At 74.4% G+C, this 18,317-nt stretch carries 15 protein-coding genes; 8 read left to right on the top strand and 7 right to left on the bottom strand.

Annotated features, from left to right (window positions below; genetic code table 11):
• Positions 1 to 40: 40 nt before the first annotated feature.
• Together AB3388_RS02825 and pdxH are read right to left on the bottom strand one after the other, a co-directional pair.
• Positions 41 to 1,366 (bottom strand): MFS transporter, encoded by a 1,326-nt coding sequence (locus AB3388_RS02825; protein ID WP_495409236.1) that lies wholly within the window; start codon positions 1,364 to 1,366, stop codon positions 41 to 43.
• A complete protein-coding gene (gene pdxH / locus AB3388_RS02820) occupies positions 1,363 to 2,019 on the bottom strand; it encodes a pyridoxamine 5'-phosphate oxidase (RefSeq protein ID WP_495409235.1) in 657 nt (218 codons plus the stop codon). The genes AB3388_RS02825 and pdxH overlap by 4 nt, the downstream gene beginning before the upstream one ends.
• A gap of 175 nt (positions 2,020 to 2,194) precedes the next feature.
• Between pdxH and AB3388_RS02815 the strand changes: the two genes are divergently transcribed.
• Both AB3388_RS02815 and serC read left to right on the top strand, forming a co-directional pair.
• Complete coding sequence (locus AB3388_RS02815) at positions 2,195 to 3,325, top strand: citrate synthase 2 (protein WP_495409234.1); 1,131 nt, start codon at positions 2,195 to 2,197, stop codon at positions 3,323 to 3,325.
• A 96-nt stretch (positions 3,326 to 3,421) separates the two neighbouring features.
• The gene (serC, locus tag AB3388_RS02810; RefSeq protein ID WP_495409233.1) at positions 3,422 to 4,537 is read left to right on the top strand and encodes a phosphoserine transaminase; all 1,116 of its coding nucleotides are present in this window, start codon (positions 3,422 to 3,424) and stop codon (positions 4,535 to 4,537) included.
• A 42-nt stretch (positions 4,538 to 4,579) separates the two neighbouring features.
• Here the strand turns inward: serC and AB3388_RS02805 are convergent, their stop codons facing one another.
• Together AB3388_RS02805 and AB3388_RS02800 are read right to left on the bottom strand one after the other, a co-directional pair.
• Entirely contained in the window at positions 4,580 to 5,983 is a 1,404-nt protein-coding gene (locus tag AB3388_RS02805) for a circularly permuted type 2 ATP-grasp protein (RefSeq protein WP_495409232.1), read from the bottom strand.
• On the bottom strand, positions 5,980 to 7,854 hold the full coding sequence (locus AB3388_RS02800) for a S9 family peptidase (protein WP_495409231.1): 1,875 nt from the start codon (positions 7,852 to 7,854) through the stop codon (positions 5,980 to 5,982). Before AB3388_RS02800 ends, AB3388_RS02805 begins: the two co-directional genes overlap by 4 nt.
• 269 nt (positions 7,855 to 8,123) lie before the next feature.
• Between AB3388_RS02800 and sepH the strand changes: the two genes are divergently transcribed.
• The 4 genes from sepH (at position 8,124) to AB3388_RS02780 (ending at position 13,235) form a co-directional block, all read left to right on the top strand.
• Positions 8,124 to 9,041, top strand: coding sequence for a septation protein SepH (sepH, locus tag AB3388_RS02795; RefSeq protein ID WP_495409230.1), 918 nt, complete (start codon positions 8,124 to 8,126; stop codon positions 9,039 to 9,041).
• An 86-nt stretch (positions 9,042 to 9,127) separates the two neighbouring features.
• Complete coding sequence (locus tag AB3388_RS02790) at positions 9,128 to 10,891, top strand: ABC transporter ATP-binding protein (RefSeq protein ID WP_495409229.1); 1,764 nt, start codon at positions 9,128 to 9,130, stop codon at positions 10,889 to 10,891.
• On the top strand, positions 10,888 to 12,702 hold the full coding sequence (locus tag AB3388_RS02785; RefSeq protein WP_495409228.1) for an ABC transporter ATP-binding protein: 1,815 nt from the start codon (positions 10,888 to 10,890) through the stop codon (positions 12,700 to 12,702). The genes AB3388_RS02790 and AB3388_RS02785 overlap by 4 nt, the downstream gene beginning before the upstream one ends.
• 59 nt (positions 12,703 to 12,761) lie before the next feature.
• Positions 12,762 to 13,235, top strand: coding sequence for a YflT domain-containing protein (locus tag AB3388_RS02780; protein ID WP_495409227.1), 474 nt, complete (start codon positions 12,762 to 12,764; stop codon positions 13,233 to 13,235).
• On the opposite strand, the gene AB3388_RS02775 is transcribed toward AB3388_RS02780, so the two are convergent.
• From AB3388_RS02775 to AB3388_RS02765, 3 genes are all read right to left on the bottom strand, one after another.
• The gene (locus tag AB3388_RS02775; RefSeq protein ID WP_495409226.1) at positions 13,236 to 13,442 is read right to left on the bottom strand and encodes a hypothetical protein; all 207 of its coding nucleotides are present in this window, start codon (positions 13,440 to 13,442) and stop codon (positions 13,236 to 13,238) included.
• Positions 13,443 to 13,482: 40 nt separating this feature from the next.
• Positions 13,483 to 14,289, bottom strand: a complete 807-nt coding sequence (locus AB3388_RS02770; RefSeq protein ID WP_495409225.1) for a TrmH family RNA methyltransferase — start codon at positions 14,287 to 14,289, stop codon at positions 13,483 to 13,485.
• Positions 14,290 to 14,366: 77 nt separating this feature from the next.
• Positions 14,367 to 16,496, bottom strand: coding sequence for a molybdopterin-containing oxidoreductase family protein (locus tag AB3388_RS02765; RefSeq protein WP_495409224.1), 2,130 nt, complete (start codon positions 16,494 to 16,496; stop codon positions 14,367 to 14,369).
• 156 nt (positions 16,497 to 16,652) lie between these two features.
• Between AB3388_RS02765 and AB3388_RS02760 the strand changes: the two genes are divergently transcribed.
• Positions 16,653 to 17,453 carry an ABC transporter ATP-binding protein gene (locus AB3388_RS02760; protein ID WP_495409223.1) on the top strand — a complete coding sequence of 267 codons (801 nt, stop codon included), beginning with the start codon at positions 16,653 to 16,655 and terminating at the stop codon, positions 17,451 to 17,453.
• Positions 17,450 to 18,247, top strand: a complete 798-nt coding sequence (locus AB3388_RS02755) for an ABC transporter permease (RefSeq protein WP_495409222.1) — start codon at positions 17,450 to 17,452, stop codon at positions 18,245 to 18,247. Before AB3388_RS02760 ends, AB3388_RS02755 begins: the two co-directional genes overlap by 4 nt.
• Positions 18,248 to 18,317: the final 70 nt, after the last annotated feature.

Here is an 18,317-nt window from a genome sequence, read left to right as displayed (position 1 = left end):
GAGGCACCGCGGAACCCGAGGTGATCGTGGATGAGGCCGCCTACTGCGCCGAGCGGGAGGCGCGGAAGTAGCGGAACGACGGGACGACCAGAGCCACCACCAGCATCGCCAGGACGACGGCGATCCCGCCGGACACCATCGCGACGGTGACCGACGTGGCGCTGGCCAGCGCGCCGGCCCGCAGGTCGCCGAGCCGCGGGCCGCCGGCCACGACGACGATGAAGACGCCCTGCATCCGGCCGCGCATGTTCTCGGGCGCGGCCAGCTGCAGCATCGACGTCCGCAGGACGGCGCTGACCATGTCGGCGCCGCCGGCGACGGCGAGGCAGGCCACCGCCAGCCACAGCGCCGGGGCGAAGCCGAAGCCGATGATCGCGAAACCCCACACGACGATCGCGACGAGCACCACGGCCCCCTGGCGGTCGACCCGGGCCACCCAGCCCGAGGTGAGTCCGCTGAGCAGGGCGCCGATCGAGATGCCGGCGAACAGCCACCCGAGGCTGTTCGCCGAGTCCGCGAAGCGGGTGGCGGCCAGCTCGGGGAAGACCGCCTGCGGCCAGGCGAAGAACATCGCGCAGATGTCGACGACGAAGGTCATGAGCAGCACCGGCTGGGTGCGCAGGAAGGCGAAGCCCTCCCAGACGCCGCGCACCGCCGCCCCGATCCGCAGCGGCCCCGCGTCGCCGCCGGGCGGCAGCGGCGGCAGGCCGCGGAGCAGCAGCAGCGCGACCAGGAAGCCCACGGCGTCGACGGTGTAGGTGACGAACAGGCTGCCGGCGCCGATGAGCAGGCCGGCCAGCAGCGGACCGACGATGACCCCGACCTGCCGCACGGTCATGGCCAGCGCGTTCGCAGCGGCCACGCCCTGCGGCCCGACCAGCGCGGGGATCACCGCCCCGCGGGTCGGCTGGTTCACCGCGGCAAAGCCGCTGACCGCCGCGGTCAGCAGCCACAGGACGACGAGGTTCCCGTCGCCGGGCAGCGCCGCCTGCACCGCCAGTAGCGCACTGGTCACCGCGGCGCCGACCGAGGTGATCAGCATCAGCCGGCGGCGGTCCATGGCGTCGGCGATCGCGCCCCCGAGCAGGCCGAAGACGATCAGCGGCACGAGCGCCACGATCGAGGTCACGCCGACCAGCAGCGACGAGCCGGTCACCTGGTAGACCTGGTACGGGACGGCGACCAGCGTCATCTGCTGGCCGAGCATCGTCGCCGCCGTCCCCCAGAACAGCCGCCGGTAGTGCCGGTTGCGCAGCGGCGCCGTGTCGATCGCCCAGGCGCGCGGCCGGCGGGCCGGCTCGTGGCCCTGCTGCAGGTGCCCGCGCCGAGCGTGCGAGGTGTGGGGGGCAGCGGGGTCCTTGTTCACGGGGCGAGCCGCTGGACGATCCAGCCGCCGCCCTCGGCGTCGTCGCGGACGAAGCGCAGCCGGTCGTGCAGCCGGTCCGCACCGCCCTGCCAGAACTCGACCCGCTCGGGCACCAGGCGGTACCCGCCCCAGATCGGCGGCCGCGGCACCGGGCCGCCGGTGGTCTCCTCGTCGAGCAGCCGCACCCGGTCGGCGAGCTCCTCCCGCGAGTCGACGACGGTGGACTGAACGGAGGCGACCGCGGCCAGCTGCGCGCCGCGCGGGCGGGGGTTCCACAGGTCGTCGGAGGCCGCGTCGCCGACCCGCTCCACCCGGCCGGTCACCCGCACCTGCCGGTGCAGCGCGTGCCAGGGGAAGACCAGCGCGGCCCGCGGGTTGACCGCCAGCTGCGCACCCTTGGCCGAGGCGTAGCTGGTGACGAAGACGAACCCGTACTCGTCGTAGCCCTTCATCAGCACGATGCGGGCGTCGGGGGCGCCGTCGGCATCGGCGGTCGCGACGACCATGGCGTTGGGCTCGGGCAGCTCGGCGGCAACGGCGTCGGCGAACCAGCGGTCGAACTGCTCGACCCAGGTCGCGGCCAGCCCCTCCTCGCGCAGGCCGTCGGCGCCGGGCGAGCCGTAGTCGGTGCGCATGCGGGAGAGATCGGGCACGTCGCCATGCTGGCACCGCATCCGGCGCCGCGCCGCGCCGCGCGCACGTCACGGGCGGTGAGCACCCTCACACAGCGGGCCCGGATGGAATCAGCGCCGTTCCACGGCCTAGATTCCACCCAGTCGTGCGCGCACTTCGTCGCGCACATGTCCCGCGCGCAGAGGAGCATGCGAGATGGCCGACGACTTCGTACCCGGTCTCGAAGGCGTCATCGCCTTCGAGACCGAGATCGCCGAACCCGACAAGGACGGCGGCGCGCTCCGCTACCGCGGCGTCGACATCGAGGATCTCGTCGGCAAGATCACGTTCGGCAACGTATGGGCCCTGCTCGTCGACGGCAAGTTCGGCCCCGGCCTGCCGCCGGCCGAGCCGTTCCCGATCCCGGTGCACACCGGTGACGTCCGCGTCGACGTGCAGGCCGCGCTGGCGATGCTGACGCCGATCTGGGGCTACAAGCCGCTGCTGGACATCAGCGCCGAGGAGGCCCGCGAGGAGCTCGCGCGGGCCGCCGTCATGGCGCTGTCCTATGTCGCCCAGTCCGCCCGCGGGATCGGCGTCCCGGCCGTGCCGCAGCGGCGCATCGACGAGTGCAACACGATCGTCGAGCGGTTCATGACCCGCTGGCGGGGCGAGCCCGACCCCCGCCACGTCGCCGCCGTCGACGCCTACTGGACCTCCGCGGCCGAGCACGGCATGAACGCCTCGACGTTCACCGCCCGCGTCATCTCCTCCACCGGCGCCGACGTCGCCGCCGCGCTCTCCGGCGCGATCGGCGCCATGTCCGGCCCGCTGCACGGCGGCGCCCCCTCCCGCGTGCTGCACATGCTCGACGGCGTGGAGCAGGTCGGCGACGCCGAGAAGTACGTCAAGGACCTGCTGGACCGCAAGGAACGGCTGATGGGCTTCGGCCACCGCGTCTACCGCGCCGAGGACCCGCGCGCCCGCGTCCTGCGCAAGGCCGCGCAGGAGCTCGGCGCGCCGCGCTTCGACGCCGCCCTCGCGCTGGAGCAGGCCGCGCTCACGGAGCTGCGCGAGCGCCGTCCCGACCGGCCGATCGAGACCAACGTGGAGTTCTGGGCGGCGATCGTCCTCGACTTCGCCGAGGTGCCCAGCCACATGTTCACGTCGATGTTCACCTGCGCCCGCACCGCCGGCTGGTGCGCGCACATCCTGGAGCAGAAGAAGACCGGCCGCCTCGTGCGCCCGTCGGCCCGCTACATGGGCCCCGGCCCGCGCAAGCCCGAGGAGGTCGACGGCTTCGACTCGATCACCGTGAAGTCGATCACCGCCGCAGCACCCGCCTGAACCGTGCACTGACGTCTCGACGGCCCGGGTCCGCGCTCGCCGCGACCCGGGCCGTCGTCATTCGGCCCGACCACCCCGGAGAGAGGCACCGCCCGCATGACCATCCAGATCCCCGCCGAGCTCCTGCCCGCCGACGGACGGTTCGGCTGCGGTCCGTCCAAGGTCCGCCCCGAGGCCCTGCGGGCCCTGGCGGCCGACGGCGCCGCGTTCATGGGGACCTCGCACCGGCAGGCGCCGGTGAAGGGCCTCGTGCGGCAGGTCCGCGAGGGGCTCACCACGCTGTTCGACCTGCCCGAGGGCTACGAGGTGGTGCTGGGCAACGGCGGGACGACGGCGTTCTGGGACGCCGCGATCTTCGGCCTGATCCGCGACCGCAGCGCCTTCGGCACCTTCGGCGAGTTCTCGGCGAAGTTCGCCTCCGGTGCCGCCGAGGCGCCGTTCCTCACCGACCCGGTGATCGCCAAGGCCGAGCCCGGCACGCTGGCGCTGCCCAAGGCCGAGGCCGGCATCGACGTCTTCGGCTGGGCGCACAACGAGACCTCGACCGGCGTCATGGCCCCCGTCGTCCGCCCGGCCGACGCCGACGACGACGCGCTGGTGCTGATCGACGCGACCAGCGCCGCCGGCGGCCTGCCGGTCGACGTCGGGCAGACCGACGTCTACTACTTCGCGCCGCAGAAGAACTTCGGCGGTGACGGCGGGCTGTGGCTCGCGCTCATGTCGCCGGCCGCGCTGGCGCGGGTGGCCGAGATCAAGGCGTCGGGCCGCTGGATCCCCGGCTTCCTGGACCTGTCGATCGCGGTCGACAACTCGAGCAAGGACCAGACGTACAACACCCCCGCCGTGGGCACGCTGTTCCTGCTGGTAGACCAGATCCAGTGGCTGCTCGGCCTCGGCGGGCTCTCGGGCGCGGTGGAGCGGACCCGGGAGTCGTCGAGCCGGCTCTACCAGTGGGCGGAGAAGTCGGAGTACGCGACGCCGTTCGTCGCCGACCCGGCGCAGCGCTCCTACGTCGTCGGCACGGTCGACTTCGCCCAGGGCGTGGACGCCGCCGCGATCGCCAAGACCCTGCGCGCCAACGGCGTCGTCGACGTGGAGCCGTACCGCAAGCTCGGCCGCAACCAGCTGCGGGTGGGCATGTTCCCGGCCGTCGACCCCGACGACGTCAGCGCGCTGACCGCCTGCATCGACCACGTCGCCGAGCGCCTGTGAGCCGAGTGGATCCGTGGGCGTGACGCCCACGGATCCACTCCGCTACAGGAGCAGCCAGGTGTCCTTGAGCGCCTGGCCCGTGGGCTGCGTCGTGGGGGACGGCGCCACGCGGGTGAGCGGCGCCGGCAGGACGGCGGTGCCCGCGCGCCCGGTCACCGAGAACACCCGCAGGTCCACCGGCCGCGGCGACACGACGCCGTCGACCAGCGTCGGCGCGGTGGAGAGCTCGACCGGCTCCGCGGCGACGAACCGGTGCGGCGCCGCGGCGACCTCGGCCTGCAGCTGGGCCAGCTCCGCCGCCGAGCACTGCGGACCGGCGACCGCGCCGCCCCCGCCGTAGGCGCCGACCGGTGTCAGCACCAGCTCGTGCAGGCGGTCGCGGACCTCCGCCCACTGCGCGGGGTCGGCCAGCACCCAGGTGCGCACGGAGCCCACCAGCGGCTCCTCGCCCAGGTAGAAGCGGATCAGCCGCGGCACGACGGCGTACGTGGCCGGGTCGTCGGCGAGCGCGTTGCCGGGCACGTTGGCCAGCCCGAGCGTGCCGCTGCGCACCCCCTCGGCGAGCAGGGGCGCGAGCTGCGTGCCGGCCGGCGTCCGGTGGGCGGGCAGCTCGGCGTCGGCGAAGCGCCGGTACAGGACGTCGATCGGCAGCCGCCGGTCGTCGACGACCGCCTCGATGCCGCCGTCGGTCCGCGGCCAGAGGTCGGCGGCGCGGACCAGCGGGACGCCGAGCGCCTCGGCGAGCAGCCGGTGCTCGAACCAGGCGGGATCGGTCTCCCCCACCGTGAGGACGGCGGTGCGCGGGGCGCCCGGGCAGGCCGGCGGCGCCGCGTCGGCCAGCGCCGCCCGCAGCACCGGGACGGCGTCCCGCGGATCGGCGACGCGCACCCCGCCGGCGAACAGCTCGGGGACCGCCGCGCGGGCGCCGGCGCGGGCGGCCAGCGCGTAGCCGAGGCCGGCGGGCGCCCGGAGGTCGTCGGCGAGCACCGTCCAGCCGGTCGCGGTGCGCACCACGTCGGCGGCGGCGACGGTCGCCCGCGGCTGGCCGGGCCAGGCCAGCCCGACCGCCCCGGGATCGCGGCCGGGGCTGTGCGCGACCGCCCACGCCGGGAGGACGCCGGCGCGCACCACCTCGGGGTCGCGGTCGGCGTCGCCGCGGCGGCGGCCGGCTGGCCGGTAGGCGTCGGCGAGGAAGGCGAGGAGTGCCCGGTGCCGCTGCGCCACGCCCGCGGCCAGCTCCGCCCAGGCCGCGGCGTCGACCAGCCGCGGCACCGGGTCGATGGGCACCGGCCGGACCGACTGGCGGCCGTCGGCCCAGCCGGCGACGACCACGCCGCGGCGCTCCCGCTCGGCGGCCAGGGCGGCGGCCGCGGCGGTCAGCCCCGCCGTCCCCAGCCGGTCCAGCACCGACCCGAGGACGGTGTCGTCCTCGAAGACAGAACTCACAAGTGTCGATCGAACCAGGCCGCGACCCGATCGCTCAGCTCCACGAGGTGGTCACGTCCCACGATGGTGTGACCTTCACCCGGCAGGAGCAGCAGCTCGCTGGGGCCGCCGCGGGCCTGCAGCGCCTGGTGGGCCTGCACCGATTCGGCGACCGGCACGTTGGTGTCCCGGTCGCCGTGGCAGAGCAGCACCGGCGAGATGAGCCGGTCCAGGTGGGTCATCGGCGAGATCGCGGCCAGCATGTCGCGGTCGGCGACGGGGTCGCCGTACTCGGTGACCGAGGCCGCGGCCATCCACCGCTCGGTGCCGGCGAAGAAGCTGCGCAGGTCGCTCATCCCGGCCAGCGTCGCGCCGGCGGCGAACAGGTCCGGCCAGCGGGTCAGCGCCACCAGCGTGAGGTACCCGCCGTAGGACCAGCCGTGCGCGCCGACCCGGCCCGGCGCCGCGATGCCGGCGGTGATCAGGGCGTCGACGGTCGCCGGCACGTCGTCGAAGGACGCCTCCCGGGCGGGGCCGTCGTCGGCGGCCATGAATGCGCGGCCGGAGCCGCCGGAGCCGCGCACGTTCGGCGCGAAGACGGTGAACCCGGCCGCGACCAGCGACTGCGCGACCGGGGACCAGGCCGGGCGCTCCTGACCCTCGGGGCCGCCGTGGAAGCTGACCACCGTGCGGTTGGGCCCGCGGACGCCCTTCGGGACGTACAGCCAGCCGGAGAGCTCCAGGCCGTCGGCCGCCCGGTAGCGGTGCAGCACCGGCTCGACCAGCAGGTCGGGGTTGGGCCGGGGCGGCGAGGAGGGCAGCGGCCGGGGCACGCCGCCGTCCAGGGGCACCACCCACAGGGCCCGCGGCGCGCAGGGGCCGGTCAGCTCCGCGACCAGCGCGCTGCCGTCGGCGGCCAGCGACCAGCCCGGCATGACCGGCTCGGGCAGCGCCACCTCGCGCACGACCGCGCCGTCGGCCAGGGTGTGGATGCGCAGCTGGGTCGCCCCGTCGGCGGTCCAGACGGCGAGCACGGTGCCGTCGGCGCGCACGGCGTAGCCGTCGAGGTCGGCGTCCGGGCGGTACAGCAGCACCCGACCCTCGCCCGGCACGCCGTCCTCGGACAGCGGGACGGCGACCAGCCCGGCGCGGTCCGTTCCCGGCTCGCCCGGCAGCGACGCCCGGACGAAGACCGACCGGCCGTCGGGGCCGAACCGGCCGTCCTCGGAGGCGATGCCGCCCGGCGCGTCCAGCGGCAGCACCCGCCGCTGCTCGCCGGTGGCGACGTCGATGAGCACGACGTGCCGGAAGCCGCGCGGCCCCCGGCGGGCGAGCACCCAGCGCTCGTCGGCCGAGACCGAGGTGACGGCGAGGAAGCCGCCGCAGGCCAGCGTCCGGTGCGCGCCGCTCTCGGCGTCGACCAGGACGATGTCGGCGTCCGGGCCGTCCCCGGGCGCGAGGGAGCAGACGTAGTGCCCGGGGCGGGTCCAGCCGCCGGCGAAGACGGTGGCGAACGGGTCGGCGCCGGCGACCACCCGGTGGTCGGTGCCGTCGGGGCGCACCACGTGCAGCTCGGCGCAGATGGAGCCGCCGGGGCTGACCAGGTAGGCCAGCCAGGCCCCGTCGGGCGACCAGGCGACGGAGACGACCTCCTCGTCCGGGCCGGAGAGGACGGCCGGCGCCGTCTCCTGCCCGAGCAGCGCCGTCTCCAGGCGCGGCAGCCCGGAGCGGTCGCTCACGTAGGCGATCCGGTCGCCGTCGGGCGAGAGCGCCGGGCACCACGCGCCGGCGGCCCGGGCGATCTCGGTGACCGCGAGGCGCACCTCGGTGGAGAGGCCCTCGGCGGGGCCTCTGACGGGGCTCGTCCGGGGGTCGGTCAGGGGGCTGGCCATCGCAGTTCCTCGGCTCGGAGTTCTCGCATCCGCCCGCAGAGCGACGGGGAGAGCGGCAGGATTCCACGCCGGAGGCGTGACCCGGCTCACCCGGCGCCCGCCGTCGCCGCTGCCGTCCCAGCGTCCCCACCGCCCGTTTCCGACACGTGACATCCGGAGCGGACACGCGCCACGCCGGGCGTGCCTGCCGGACCGGGTCGCGCGGCGCGGATAGCCTCGGACCCCAGGTCTCTCTCCGGGGCCGTCCGCCGTCCCAGCAGGAGGTCGCCTTGCGCACGCTGCGCCTCGTGGCGCTCTCGGACGACGGCAGGAGCCTGATCCTGACCGCCGAGGGCGTCGACGGCTCCGACGAGGTCGAGCGGTTCGAGCTGCCGATCGACGAGCGGGTCCGCGCGGCCGCCCGTGGCGACGCCCGCCTCGGCGCGATCGAGGACCTCGGCAACACGCTGCCGCCGCGGGTCATCCAGGCCCGCATCCGCGCCGGCGAGACCCCCGAGCAGGTGGCCGAGGCCTCCGGCACGCGGGTCGAGCGGATCATGCGCTTCGCCCACCCGGTGCTGCAGGAGCGGGCGCGGGTCGCCGAGCAGGCCCGCGACTCCCGGGTGCGCCTGTCCGAGGGGACGACGACCACGTCCCTGGAGAAGTTCATGAGCGGCCGGCTGCGGCTGATCGGCGGCGACCTCGACGGCGTCCGCTGGGACGCCCACCGCACCGACGACGGCTCCTGGCTGGTCACCGCCGCGTGGAAGGCCGGCGGCAAGTCCGGCACCACCCTGTGGACCTACGACATCCCGGCCCGCACGGTCACCCCGCTCGACGCCGCGACGATGGACTTCGCCGAGGGCACCCGCCTGGTGCGCGTCGTCCCCGACGTGCCCGCCGGACCGCTGGGCGCCGCGCCCGCCGGCCGGCCGGTCACCGTCGTGCGCGACGAGGAGCCGCCCGCCCCCGCCCCCGCGCCTGCCTCGCCGCCCGCCCCGGCGGCGCGGGACGAGGACGACGACGAGCACGTGCGCGACGTCGTCCCGGCCGACGGCTCCCCCGCGGGCGACCCGTTCGACGAGGACCCCGAGCTCGCCGAGCACGACACCGTGGTGCTGGGCCGCTCCGGCGAGGACTCCGAGGACCCCCGCGCCCGCATCCCGGCGTGGGAGGACATCGTCTTCGGCGTCCGCCGCCACCGCTGAGGGACTTTCCGCACCGAAAGTCCCTCCGCGCGCATTTTCGAAACTCGTTCGCCAGCGTCAGTACCTCCGCCTAGCCTCGGGGCACCATGGCTGCCCCCTCCCCCGGCAGGCTCTCCGCCCTGCGCCGGCTGCTGCCGTTCGCCCGCCCGTACCGCGGGCTGATCTGGCTCACCTTCGGCTCGGCCCTTCTCGCGACGCTGGCGCAGCTGACCGTGCCGCTGGTCACCGCGGCCGTGGTCGACGGGCCGCTGGCCCGCGGTGACCGGGAGGGGCTGTGGCCGCTGCTGGCGCTCGCGCTGGTCTTCGGGGTGGCCGAGGCCGGACTGTTCTTCCTCCGTCGCTGGTCGATGGGCAAGAGCAGCCTGCGGCTCGAGCGCGACCTGCGCCAGGCGCTCTACGAGCGGCTGCAGCGGCTGCCGGTGGCCTTCCACGACCGGTGGGCGTCGGGCCAGCTGCTCTCCCGGGCGACCAGCGACATGTCCACGATCCGGCGATTCGTCGGCTTCGGCGCCGTCTTCCTCGCGGTCAACCTGATCACCTGCGCCGTCGTCCTGGTCCTGCTGTTGGTCAGCTACTGGCCGCTCGGCCTGGTCGTGCTGCTCACCACCGTGCCGCTCACCGTCGTCGGGCTGCGCTGGGAGAAGCGGTACAACACCGAGTCCCGCCGGGCGCAGGACCAGCAGGGCGAGCTGGCCACCGACGTCGAGGAGGCCGTACAGGGCATCCGCGTGGTCAAGTCGCTCGGCCGCAGCCGGCTGGTCTACGAGCGCTACGACGCCAAGGCCCGGCACATGCGCAAGCATCAGCTGGCCAAGGTGCGCACCCTGGCGCTGCTCTGGTGCATCTTCGAGTTCCACCCGCAGCTGACGCTGGCGATCATCCTGGTCGGCGGCGCGCTCGCGGTGAGCGGCGGCGCGATGACCGTCGGCGGCCTGGTCGGCTTCGTCGCCCTGTTCACCGTGCTGCTGTGGCCGATCCTGTCGCTGGGCTTCCTGCTCGCCATGGCGCAGGAGGCGGCCAGCGCCTGCGACCGTGTCGGTGAGCTGCTCGACGAGCCGATCACCGTCACCGACCGCCCCGGCGTGCGGCCGGCCGCGATCGGCCGCCCGGCGCGGCTGCGCTTCGAGGGCGTGGGCTTCGCCCACCCCGGCTCGCGCACGCCGGTGCTCGACGGCGTCGACCTCGACGTGGCCCCCGGCGAGACGGTCGCCCTCGTCGGCGCCACCGGCTCGGGCAAGACGACGCTGACCGCGCTGGTCCCGCGGCTCTTCGACGTGACCGCGGGGCGGGTCACCCTCGACGGCGTCGACGTCCGCGACCTGCCGCTCACCCAGCTGCGCCGCGTGGTCGCCACCGCCTTCGAGGACGCGACGCTGTTCTCGATGAGCGTCCGCGAGAACCTCACCCTGGGCCGGCCGGACGCGACGGACGACGAGGTCACCGAGGCGCTGGCCGTGGCCCAGGCCGCGTTCGTCCACGACCTGCCCTGGGGCCTGTCCACCCGGATCGGCGAGCAGGGGCTGTCGCTGTCCGGCGGCCAGCGGCAGCGGCTGGCGCTGGCGCGCGCGGTGCTCGGCCGCCCGTCGGTGCTGGTGCTCGACGACCCGCTCTCGGCGCTGGACGTGCACACCGAGGCGCTGGTCGAGGCGGCGCTGCGCGACGTCCTCGCGGGGACGACGGCGCTGGTGGTCGCCCACCGGCCCTCGACGGTGCTGCTCGCCGACCGCGTTGCCCTGCTCGAGGGCGGCCGGATCACCGCGGTCGGCAGCCACTCGGAGCTGCTCGCCGAGGTGCCCGCCTACCGCGACCTGCTGGCCCAGGAGAGCGAGCTGGCGGAGGTGCTGCCATGACCGCCGACCAGAGCTGGCGCGGCGTCGCCGCCGAGGACGACTTGAACCTCTCCGCCGGCGCCGGCCTGTTCCTGCGCGCCCGCTCCCGGCGGCTGCTGGGTGAGCTGGCCGCGCCGCACCGGCGGTCGCTGTGGGGGCTGCTGGCGACGATCACCACGCAGAACGTCGCCTGGCTGGCCGGGCCGTTCCTCGTCGGCGTCGGCATCGACGTCGCCGTCCCGGCCCTGGTGGACGGCGATCCCTGGCCGCTGGTGCTCATCGCCGGGGCGATGGCCGCGGCGGCCGTGGCCGACACCGTGCTGCGCTACGTCTTCATCACCTGGTCGGGCCGGGTGGGCCAGGCGGTGCTGCTCGAGCTGCGCCGGCGGGTGTTCCGGCACGTGCAGCGGCTGCCGCTGTCGTTCCACGAGCGCTACACCTCGGGCAAGACGATCAGCCGGCTCACCAGCGACGTCGAGGCGCTCTCCGAGCTGCTCGACGAGGGCCTGGACAACCTGCTCTCCGCGCTGTTCAGCGTGGTCGCCATCGGCGTCGTCCTCGTCGTGCTCGATCCGCCGCTCGGCCTGGTCGTGCTGCTCGGCTTCGCGCCGCTGTACTGGGTGGTGCGCTGGTTCCAGCGGCACTCCACGGCGGCCTACCGGCGCACCCGCGCGACGATCGCCGCGCTGATCGTGCAGTTCACCGAGACCTTCGGCGGGATCCGCGCCGTGCAGGCGTTCCGCCGCGAGCCGCGCAACGACCGGCTGCACGCGGCGCTCAACGAGGAGAACCGGCTGGCGCACGACCGGGCGTTCTGGCTGATCGCCGTCTTCGCGCCGGCGGTGACGCTGATCGGCAACCTGGTGACCGTCGCGGTGCTCGGCTACGGCTCGCTGCGGGTGCTCGACGGCAGCCTCGCCGTCGGCACGCTGGTCAGCTTCCTGCTCTACCTGCGCCGGTTCTTCGACCCGCTGCAGGACGTCGCGATGTTCTACAACTCCTACCAGTCGGCGACGGCGGCGCTGGAGAAGCTCTCCGGCGTCCTGGATGAGCAGCCGACCGTCCCCGAGCCGGCCGACCCGGTGCCCCTGCCCGAGCCGCGCGGCGAGCTGGTCTTCGACGGCGTGACGTTCGGCTACACCGAGCGCACCGTGCTGCCGCAGCTGGACCTGCACGTCCCGGCGGGGCAGACGGTCGCGCTGGTCGGTGCCACGGGCGCCGGCAAGTCGACGCTGGCCCGGCTCGCCGCGCGGTTCTACGACCCGGTCGACGGCCAGGTGCGGCTGGACGGCGTCCCGCTCGACCGGCTGGCCGACGCCGACCTGCGCCGCGCGGTGGTCATGGTGACCCAGGAGAGCTTCCTGTTCTCCGGCTCCGTCCGGGACAACATCGCGTTCGGCCGGCCTGAGGCGTCGCAGGAGGAGATCGAGGCCGCCGCCCGGGCGATCGGCGCGGACGCGTTCATCGGCGCGCTGCCCGAGGGCTACGACACCGACGTCAGCAAGCGCGGCGGGCGGCTGTCGGCCGGCCAGCGGCAGCTGGTCAGCTTCGCCCGTGCCTTCCTCGCCGACCCGGCGCTGCTCATCCTCGACGAGGCGACCAGCTCCCTCGACGTGCCGAGCGAGCGGCTGGTCCAGCGGGCGCTGCAGACCCTGCTGGCCGACCGGACGGCGCTGATCATCGCCCACCGGCTCTCGACGGTGGAGATCGCCGACCGGGTGCTGGTGATGGAGACGGGCCGGATCGTGGAGGACGGCTCGCCCGCCGAGCTCGTCGGCGGTCTCGGCCGGTTCGCCGATCTGCACCGTGCCTGGGCCGACAGCCTGGTCTGAACAGGCCACACTGCCCGTGACAGGGGAACGTGGCCGAGCGGATCGGAGTTGGTCAGGGCATGTCAGCGTCGGTGTCGATGCCGCTCGGCGGCGTCCAGGTCGGGTCCTACGACAGCTACGAGCAGGCACAGGCCGCGGTCGACTACCTCTCCGACGAGAAGTTCCCCGTGGAGAACGTGACCATCATCGGGTCCGACCTGCGGATGATCGAGAAGGTGACCGGCCGGCTCACGATGGGCCGGGCGGTCGCGGCCGGGGCCGCCGGCGGAGCCTGGTGGGGCCTGTTCGTCGGCCTGCTGCTGGGCATCTTCTCCAACAGCGGGTCGGCGTGGGTCGGGTCGGTCCTCACCGGGCTGGCCATCGGCCTGGTCTTCGGTGCGGTGTTCGGGGCGATGGGGTACGCCGCCACCCGCGGACGGCGGGACTTCACCAGCACCAGCCAGATCGTGGCCAGCCGCTACGACGTCATGTGCAACCCGGCGCACGCCGAGGACGCGCGGGCGATGCTCGCCCGCTTCTCGCTGCGCGGTTAGTCAGGCGCTCCCGAACCCGCCGGTGAACCGATCCGGCTGCATCGCCCCGCGGTGCGCCTCGGGATCGGCCTGCGGCGCGGTCACCCCGCGGGCCATCGCGCCCGGGTCGTTGAGCCGGGCGCCGCGGGCCTTCGCCCGGCGGTCGGAGAGCCACATCGCGGCCAGCACGACGGCGACGACGACCAGGACCCATCCCCAGAGCGGCATGCGCGCACGGTAGCGGCACGGAACCGTTCCGGCCAGAACCTCAGCGCAGCAGGCTGAACGCGATCGCCGCGGCCGCCGCGACGCCGAGGGAGTCGACGTCGGCCCGCATGGGGATCCGCGCCCGCACCCGCGCCGCGGTCTGCGCCTGCGCGGTGAGCCCCGGCCCCTCGGCGCCGAGCAGCACCGCCGTCCTCGGGTGGCGGCGGGGGTCGACGTCGGCCAGGTCGACGGCGTCGGCCGCGGGGGTGAGCGCCACGGTCAGGTAGCCGGCCTCGTGCAGCCGGCCGAGGTCGCCGGGCCAGTCCGGCAGGACGGCGAACGGCAGCGCCAGGACGTGTCCCATCGAGACCCGCACCGCCCGCCGGTACAGCGGATCGGCGCAGCGCGGGTCGAGCAGCAGGCCGTCGATGCCGAGCGCGACCGCCGAGCGCGCGATCGACCCCAGGTTCTCGGCGTCGTTGAGCGCCTCCAGCACGGCCAGCCGCCGCGGTGCCGCCGGGTCCGGCCCGGTCAGCAGCGCGCCGAGGTCGGCGGGGGGACGGCGGTCGGCCGACGCGAGCACGCCGCGGGTCAGCCGGAAGCCGATCACCTCCGACAGCACCCACTTGTCGGCCTCGTAGGCGGGGACGTCGTCCGCCAGGTCGAGCGCGGCCACCCGCCCGGGGACGCCGAAGACCGCGCGGACGCGGTACGGGGAGGCCAGCAGCCGTTGCACGGCCGGCACTCCCTCGACGATCACCGGCCCGGTGCCGCGCGGCGTCCCCGGCCGCCGGTCACCGGCGACGAGGTCGCGGAAGTCGGCCACCCGCGGATCGGCCGGATCGCTGATCAGGACGGGCGCGGGCACGCCGCCGATCATGCTCGACGGCCCCGTCCAGAGGCTCGCCCCGAGCGTGCGAGGGGTGAGGAGGACGGGGTCCTTCTTCAGATGAGTTCGACCTCGACCCTGGTGTCGGAGAACGTCGGGGCGTTGCCGAGGTCGGCGAAGACGAACGGGTTGACCGCGTTCACCGTCGACTGGTCCTTGGCGTTCTTGGGCCAGGCGCCCATCGGCGACATCACCACGCCGGGGGCGATCTCGTCGCTCACCCGCGACAGGACGACGAACTGCCCGCGGTCGTTGAACACCCGGACGTACTGCCCGTCGCCGATGCCCCGGTCCTCGGCGTCCCGAGGGTGGATGGTGAGCGCCGGCTCGCCCTGCACGCGCTTCTGGTAGGCCTGGTCGCCGGCGCTGGAGTTGAGGAAGGCGTGCGACTTCGGGGAGATCAGGTTGAGCCGGTAGGCGGTGTCGGCGGTCTCCCGGGGCGGGATGTAGTGCGGCAACGGGTCCACGACCCCGCCGGGCTGGAACTCGTTCGACCCCTGCCGGAACAGCGGGACGACGAAGTTCCCGGCCTGCTCCGCGACGGACGAGCGGAACTCCGTCTTCCCCGACGGGGTCGGGAAGTTGCCCTCCGCGTGCGGCGCGTACTCGTCCGCCGACGGCAGGTTCAGCCGCGCCCAGCCGGTCCGCCGCAGCGACTCGACGGTGATGCCCTGCATCGCCGGGGCGGTCCAGTCGAACGCCTCGGCCACCATCTCCTCGTCGCTGCGGGTGAAGCAGGGCTCGGTGAACCCCATCCGGGCGGCGAGCCGGCGGAACAGCTCGGTGTTGGGCACCGCCTCGCCCAGCGGCTCGATCGCCGGGGTGTTCAGCGAGACGTAGAAGTGGCCCCAGCTGAACATGATCTCCAGCTGCTCCAGCTGGGTGGTCGCGGGCAGCACGATGTCGGCGAAGCGGGCGGTGTCGGTCAGGAAGTGGTCGCTGACCACCGTGAACAGGTCCTCGCGCGCCAGCCCGGCGGCGACCTTCTCCTGCTCCGGGCAGACCACCATCGGGTTGGAGTTGTAGACCATCAGCGCGGTGATCGGCGGGTCCAGCCCGAGCTCGCCGGTCAGCGCCCGGCCGAGCAGGAACTGGTTGACGATCCGGGTGCCCGGGGTGGCCAGCTCCGGATGCATCAGCGCCGGCCAGTTGACCGGGAACGCCCACAGCGGCAGCTGCAGCAGGCCGCCGCCGACGTGCCGCCAGGCGCCGACGAGCGCGGGCAGGCAGGCGATGGACCGCACGGTCTGCCCGCCGCCGGCCTGGCGCTCGATCGCCACGCCGATGCGGATCATCGCCGGCTGGCTGGTCGCGTACTCGCGGGCGAGGGTGCGGATGTCCTCGACCGGGATGCCGGTCTCGCCCTCGGCCCACTCCGGCGGGTACTGCCGCACCCGCTCCGCCAGCTCCTCGTAGCCGGTGGTGTGGTCCCGGACGTAGGCCTCGTCGGTCAGCCCCTCGGTGATGATCACGTTCATCATGGCCAGCGCGAGGGCGCCGTCCGTCCCCGGCCGGATGGGAATGTGCCAGTCGGCCGCCTTCGCCGTGCGGTGCCGCAGCGGGTCGATCACCACGACCTTGGCCCCGCGGCGCTGGGCCTCCAGCACGAACGGCCACAGGTGCAGGTTCGTGGAGATCATGTTGCAGGCCCAGATGACGATGTAGCGGGAGTGCACCAGGCTCTCCGGGTCGACCCCCGCGGTGGCCCCCATGGTCATCGTGTACGCGGTGCAGGAGCCCGAGTCGCAGTAGGTGCGCTCGCTGATCGTGGCCCCGAGCTTGTTGAAGAACGGGTCGCCCACGTTGAGCCCGTTGAGGATCCCCTCGGTGCCCAGGTAGCTGACCGGCATGATCGCCTCGGCGCCGTGCGTGGCGATCGCCTCGCGGAAGCGGCCGGCGATCTCGTCCAGCGCGTCGTCCCACGAGATCCGCTCGAACCGGCCGCTGCCCTTCGGGCCGCTGCGCCGCATCGGGTACAGCAGCCGGTCGGGGCTGTAGACCTTGTCGACGTAGTTGTTGACCTTGACGCACAGCCCGCCCCGGGTGAAGGGGTGCTCCGGATCGCCGCGGACCTCCAGCGCCCGCCCGTCGGCGACCGTGACCAGCATGGCGCAGGTGTCGGGGCAGTCGTGGGGGCAGGCGGCCCGCACGGTCGAGGGGACGACCGGCAGTTCGGTGGCTGTCATCGCAGGGCTCCCGCAGCTGAGAGGGGACGGACGCCGGCGCGGGCAGCGTAGGTCCGCCGCCGCGGGCGCGAGCAGGGACCAAAGCCCTCGTTGACGGCCGCGAACAAACTCATCTAGCGTTGAGTTCATCGTCCGTTGAGTTATCCGGAGGTGCCCGTGGACAGCGCCGTCTCCGTCACCGACCTGGTCGTCGACCGCGGCGGCCGCCCGGTGCTGAAGGGCCTGTCGTTCACCGTCCCGGTGGGGCAGGTGAGCGGGCTGCTCGGCCCCAGCGGCAGCGGTAAGACGACGCTGATGCGCGCGGTCGTGGGCGTACAGAAGGTGCGCTCGGGGGAGGTCGCCGTCCTCGGCGAGCCCGCCGGGTCGCCGGGGCTGCGCGCCCGGGTCGGCTACGTCACCCAGGCCCCGAGCGTCTACGCCGACCTGACCGTCCGGGAGAACGTCCGCTACTTCGCCGCGCTCTACGGCATGGGCGCGCGGGAGGCCGACGCGGCGCTGCGGGACGTCGGCCTGGCCGACCACGCCGGGCAGCTCGTGCGCAACCTGTCCGGGGGCCAGATGGGCCGGGCGTCGCTGGCCTGCGCGCTGGTCGGCGCCCCCGAGCTGCTGGTCCTGGACGAGCCGACCGTCGGGCTGGACCCGGTGCTGCGGGTCGAGCTGTGGGAACGGTTCCACGCCCTGGCCGCCGTCGGGACGACGCTGCTCGTCTCCAGCCACGTCATGGACGAGGCCGCCCGCTGCGACCGGCTGCTGCTGCTCCGCGAGGGCGAGCTGCTCGCCGACTCCACGCCGGCGCGGCTGCGCGCCGACTCGGGCACCGACGACATGGAAGAGGCGTTCCTGTCGCTGATCCGCAACCGCGAGCAGGTAGGGATGAGCGGACAGGGGCGTGAGCATCGCAGCGAGGAACGAGCGAGGAGCGGAGCGCCCCGCGGGAGCGAGGAGGCACGAGCATGAGCACGCTCGCCCGCACCGACGTCGTCCAGCCCTCGGCGTTCAGCCCGCGGTTGACCGCGGCGACCACCGCGCGGGTGCTGCGGCAGCTGCGGCACGACCACCGCACGATCGCGATGATGCTGCTGCTGCCGAGCCTGCTGCTCGGGCTGCTCTACCTGCTGTGGCGCGACGTCCCCACCCCGCCCGGGGTGCCGAGCGTGTTCGACCAGGTCGGGCTCACGATGATCGCGATCTTCCCGTTCGTGGTGATGTTCCTGGTCACCAGCATCGCGATGCTCCGCGAGCGCACGTCCGGGACGCTCGAGCGGCTGCTCACCACGCCGCTGGCCCGGCTCGACCTGCTGCTGGGCTACGGGCTGGCGTTCGGCGTCATGGCGGCGCTGCAGGCCGGCATCACGGTGACCGTCGCGACCACGCTGTACGACCTGGACGTCGCGGGCTCGCTGTGGCTCGTCGTCCTGATCGCCGTCGTGGACGCCGTCCTCGGCGTCGCGCTGGGACTGCTCGCCAGCGCCTTCGCCCGCACCGAGTTCCAGGCCGTGCAGTTCATGCCGGTGATCGTGCTGCCGCAGTTCTTCCTGTGCGGGCTGCTCATCGCCCGCGCGGAGATGGCCGACTGGCTGCGCTACATCAGCGACGTCCTGCCGCTGACGTACGCGGTCGAGGCCCTGCAGGAGGTCGGCCGGTCGGCGGCGGAGACGGCGACGATGTGGAAGGACGTCGGCATCGTGGCCGGCGTCGCACTGCTCGCCCTCGCCCTCGGCGCGGCGACCCTGCGGAGGAGGACGAACTGAGCGCACCGCAGCGCCGGCGGGCGCTCCGGCCGACCGGCCGGCGCCCCGGCCATCCCGACACCCGCGAGAC

The sequence above is a fragment of the Geodermatophilus sp. SMS 5-13 genome (genome assembly GCF_059428245.1).
The sequence above is the reverse complement of the archived record's forward strand: the minus strand, read 5'-3'. Positions and strand labels throughout refer to the sequence as shown.

Coding starts and splice junctions, on each gene's coding strand:
- AB3388_RS02790 (WP_495409229.1), top strand. CDS start 9,128: ATGGCTGCCCCCTCCCCCGGCAGGCTCTCCGCCCTGCGCCGGCTGCTG.
- serC (WP_495409233.1), top strand. CDS start 3,422: ATGACCATCCAGATCCCCGCCGAGCTCCTGCCCGCCGACGGACGGTTC.
- AB3388_RS02755 (WP_495409222.1), top strand. CDS start 17,450: ATGAGCACGCTCGCCCGCACCGACGTCGTCCAGCCCTCGGCGTTCAGC.
- AB3388_RS02800 (WP_495409231.1), bottom strand. CDS start 7,854: ATGGCCAGCCCCCTGACCGACCCCCGGACGAGCCCCGTCAGAGGCCCC.
- AB3388_RS02775 (WP_495409226.1), bottom strand. CDS start 13,442: ATGCCGCTCTGGGGATGGGTCCTGGTCGTCGTCGCCGTCGTGCTGGCC.
- AB3388_RS02815 (WP_495409234.1), top strand. CDS start 2,195: ATGGCCGACGACTTCGTACCCGGTCTCGAAGGCGTCATCGCCTTCGAG.
- AB3388_RS02765 (WP_495409224.1), bottom strand. CDS start 16,496: ATGACAGCCACCGAACTGCCGGTCGTCCCCTCGACCGTGCGGGCCGCC.
- AB3388_RS02780 (WP_495409227.1), top strand. CDS start 12,762: ATGTCAGCGTCGGTGTCGATGCCGCTCGGCGGCGTCCAGGTCGGGTCC.
- AB3388_RS02785 (WP_495409228.1), top strand. CDS start 10,888: ATGACCGCCGACCAGAGCTGGCGCGGCGTCGCCGCCGAGGACGACTTG.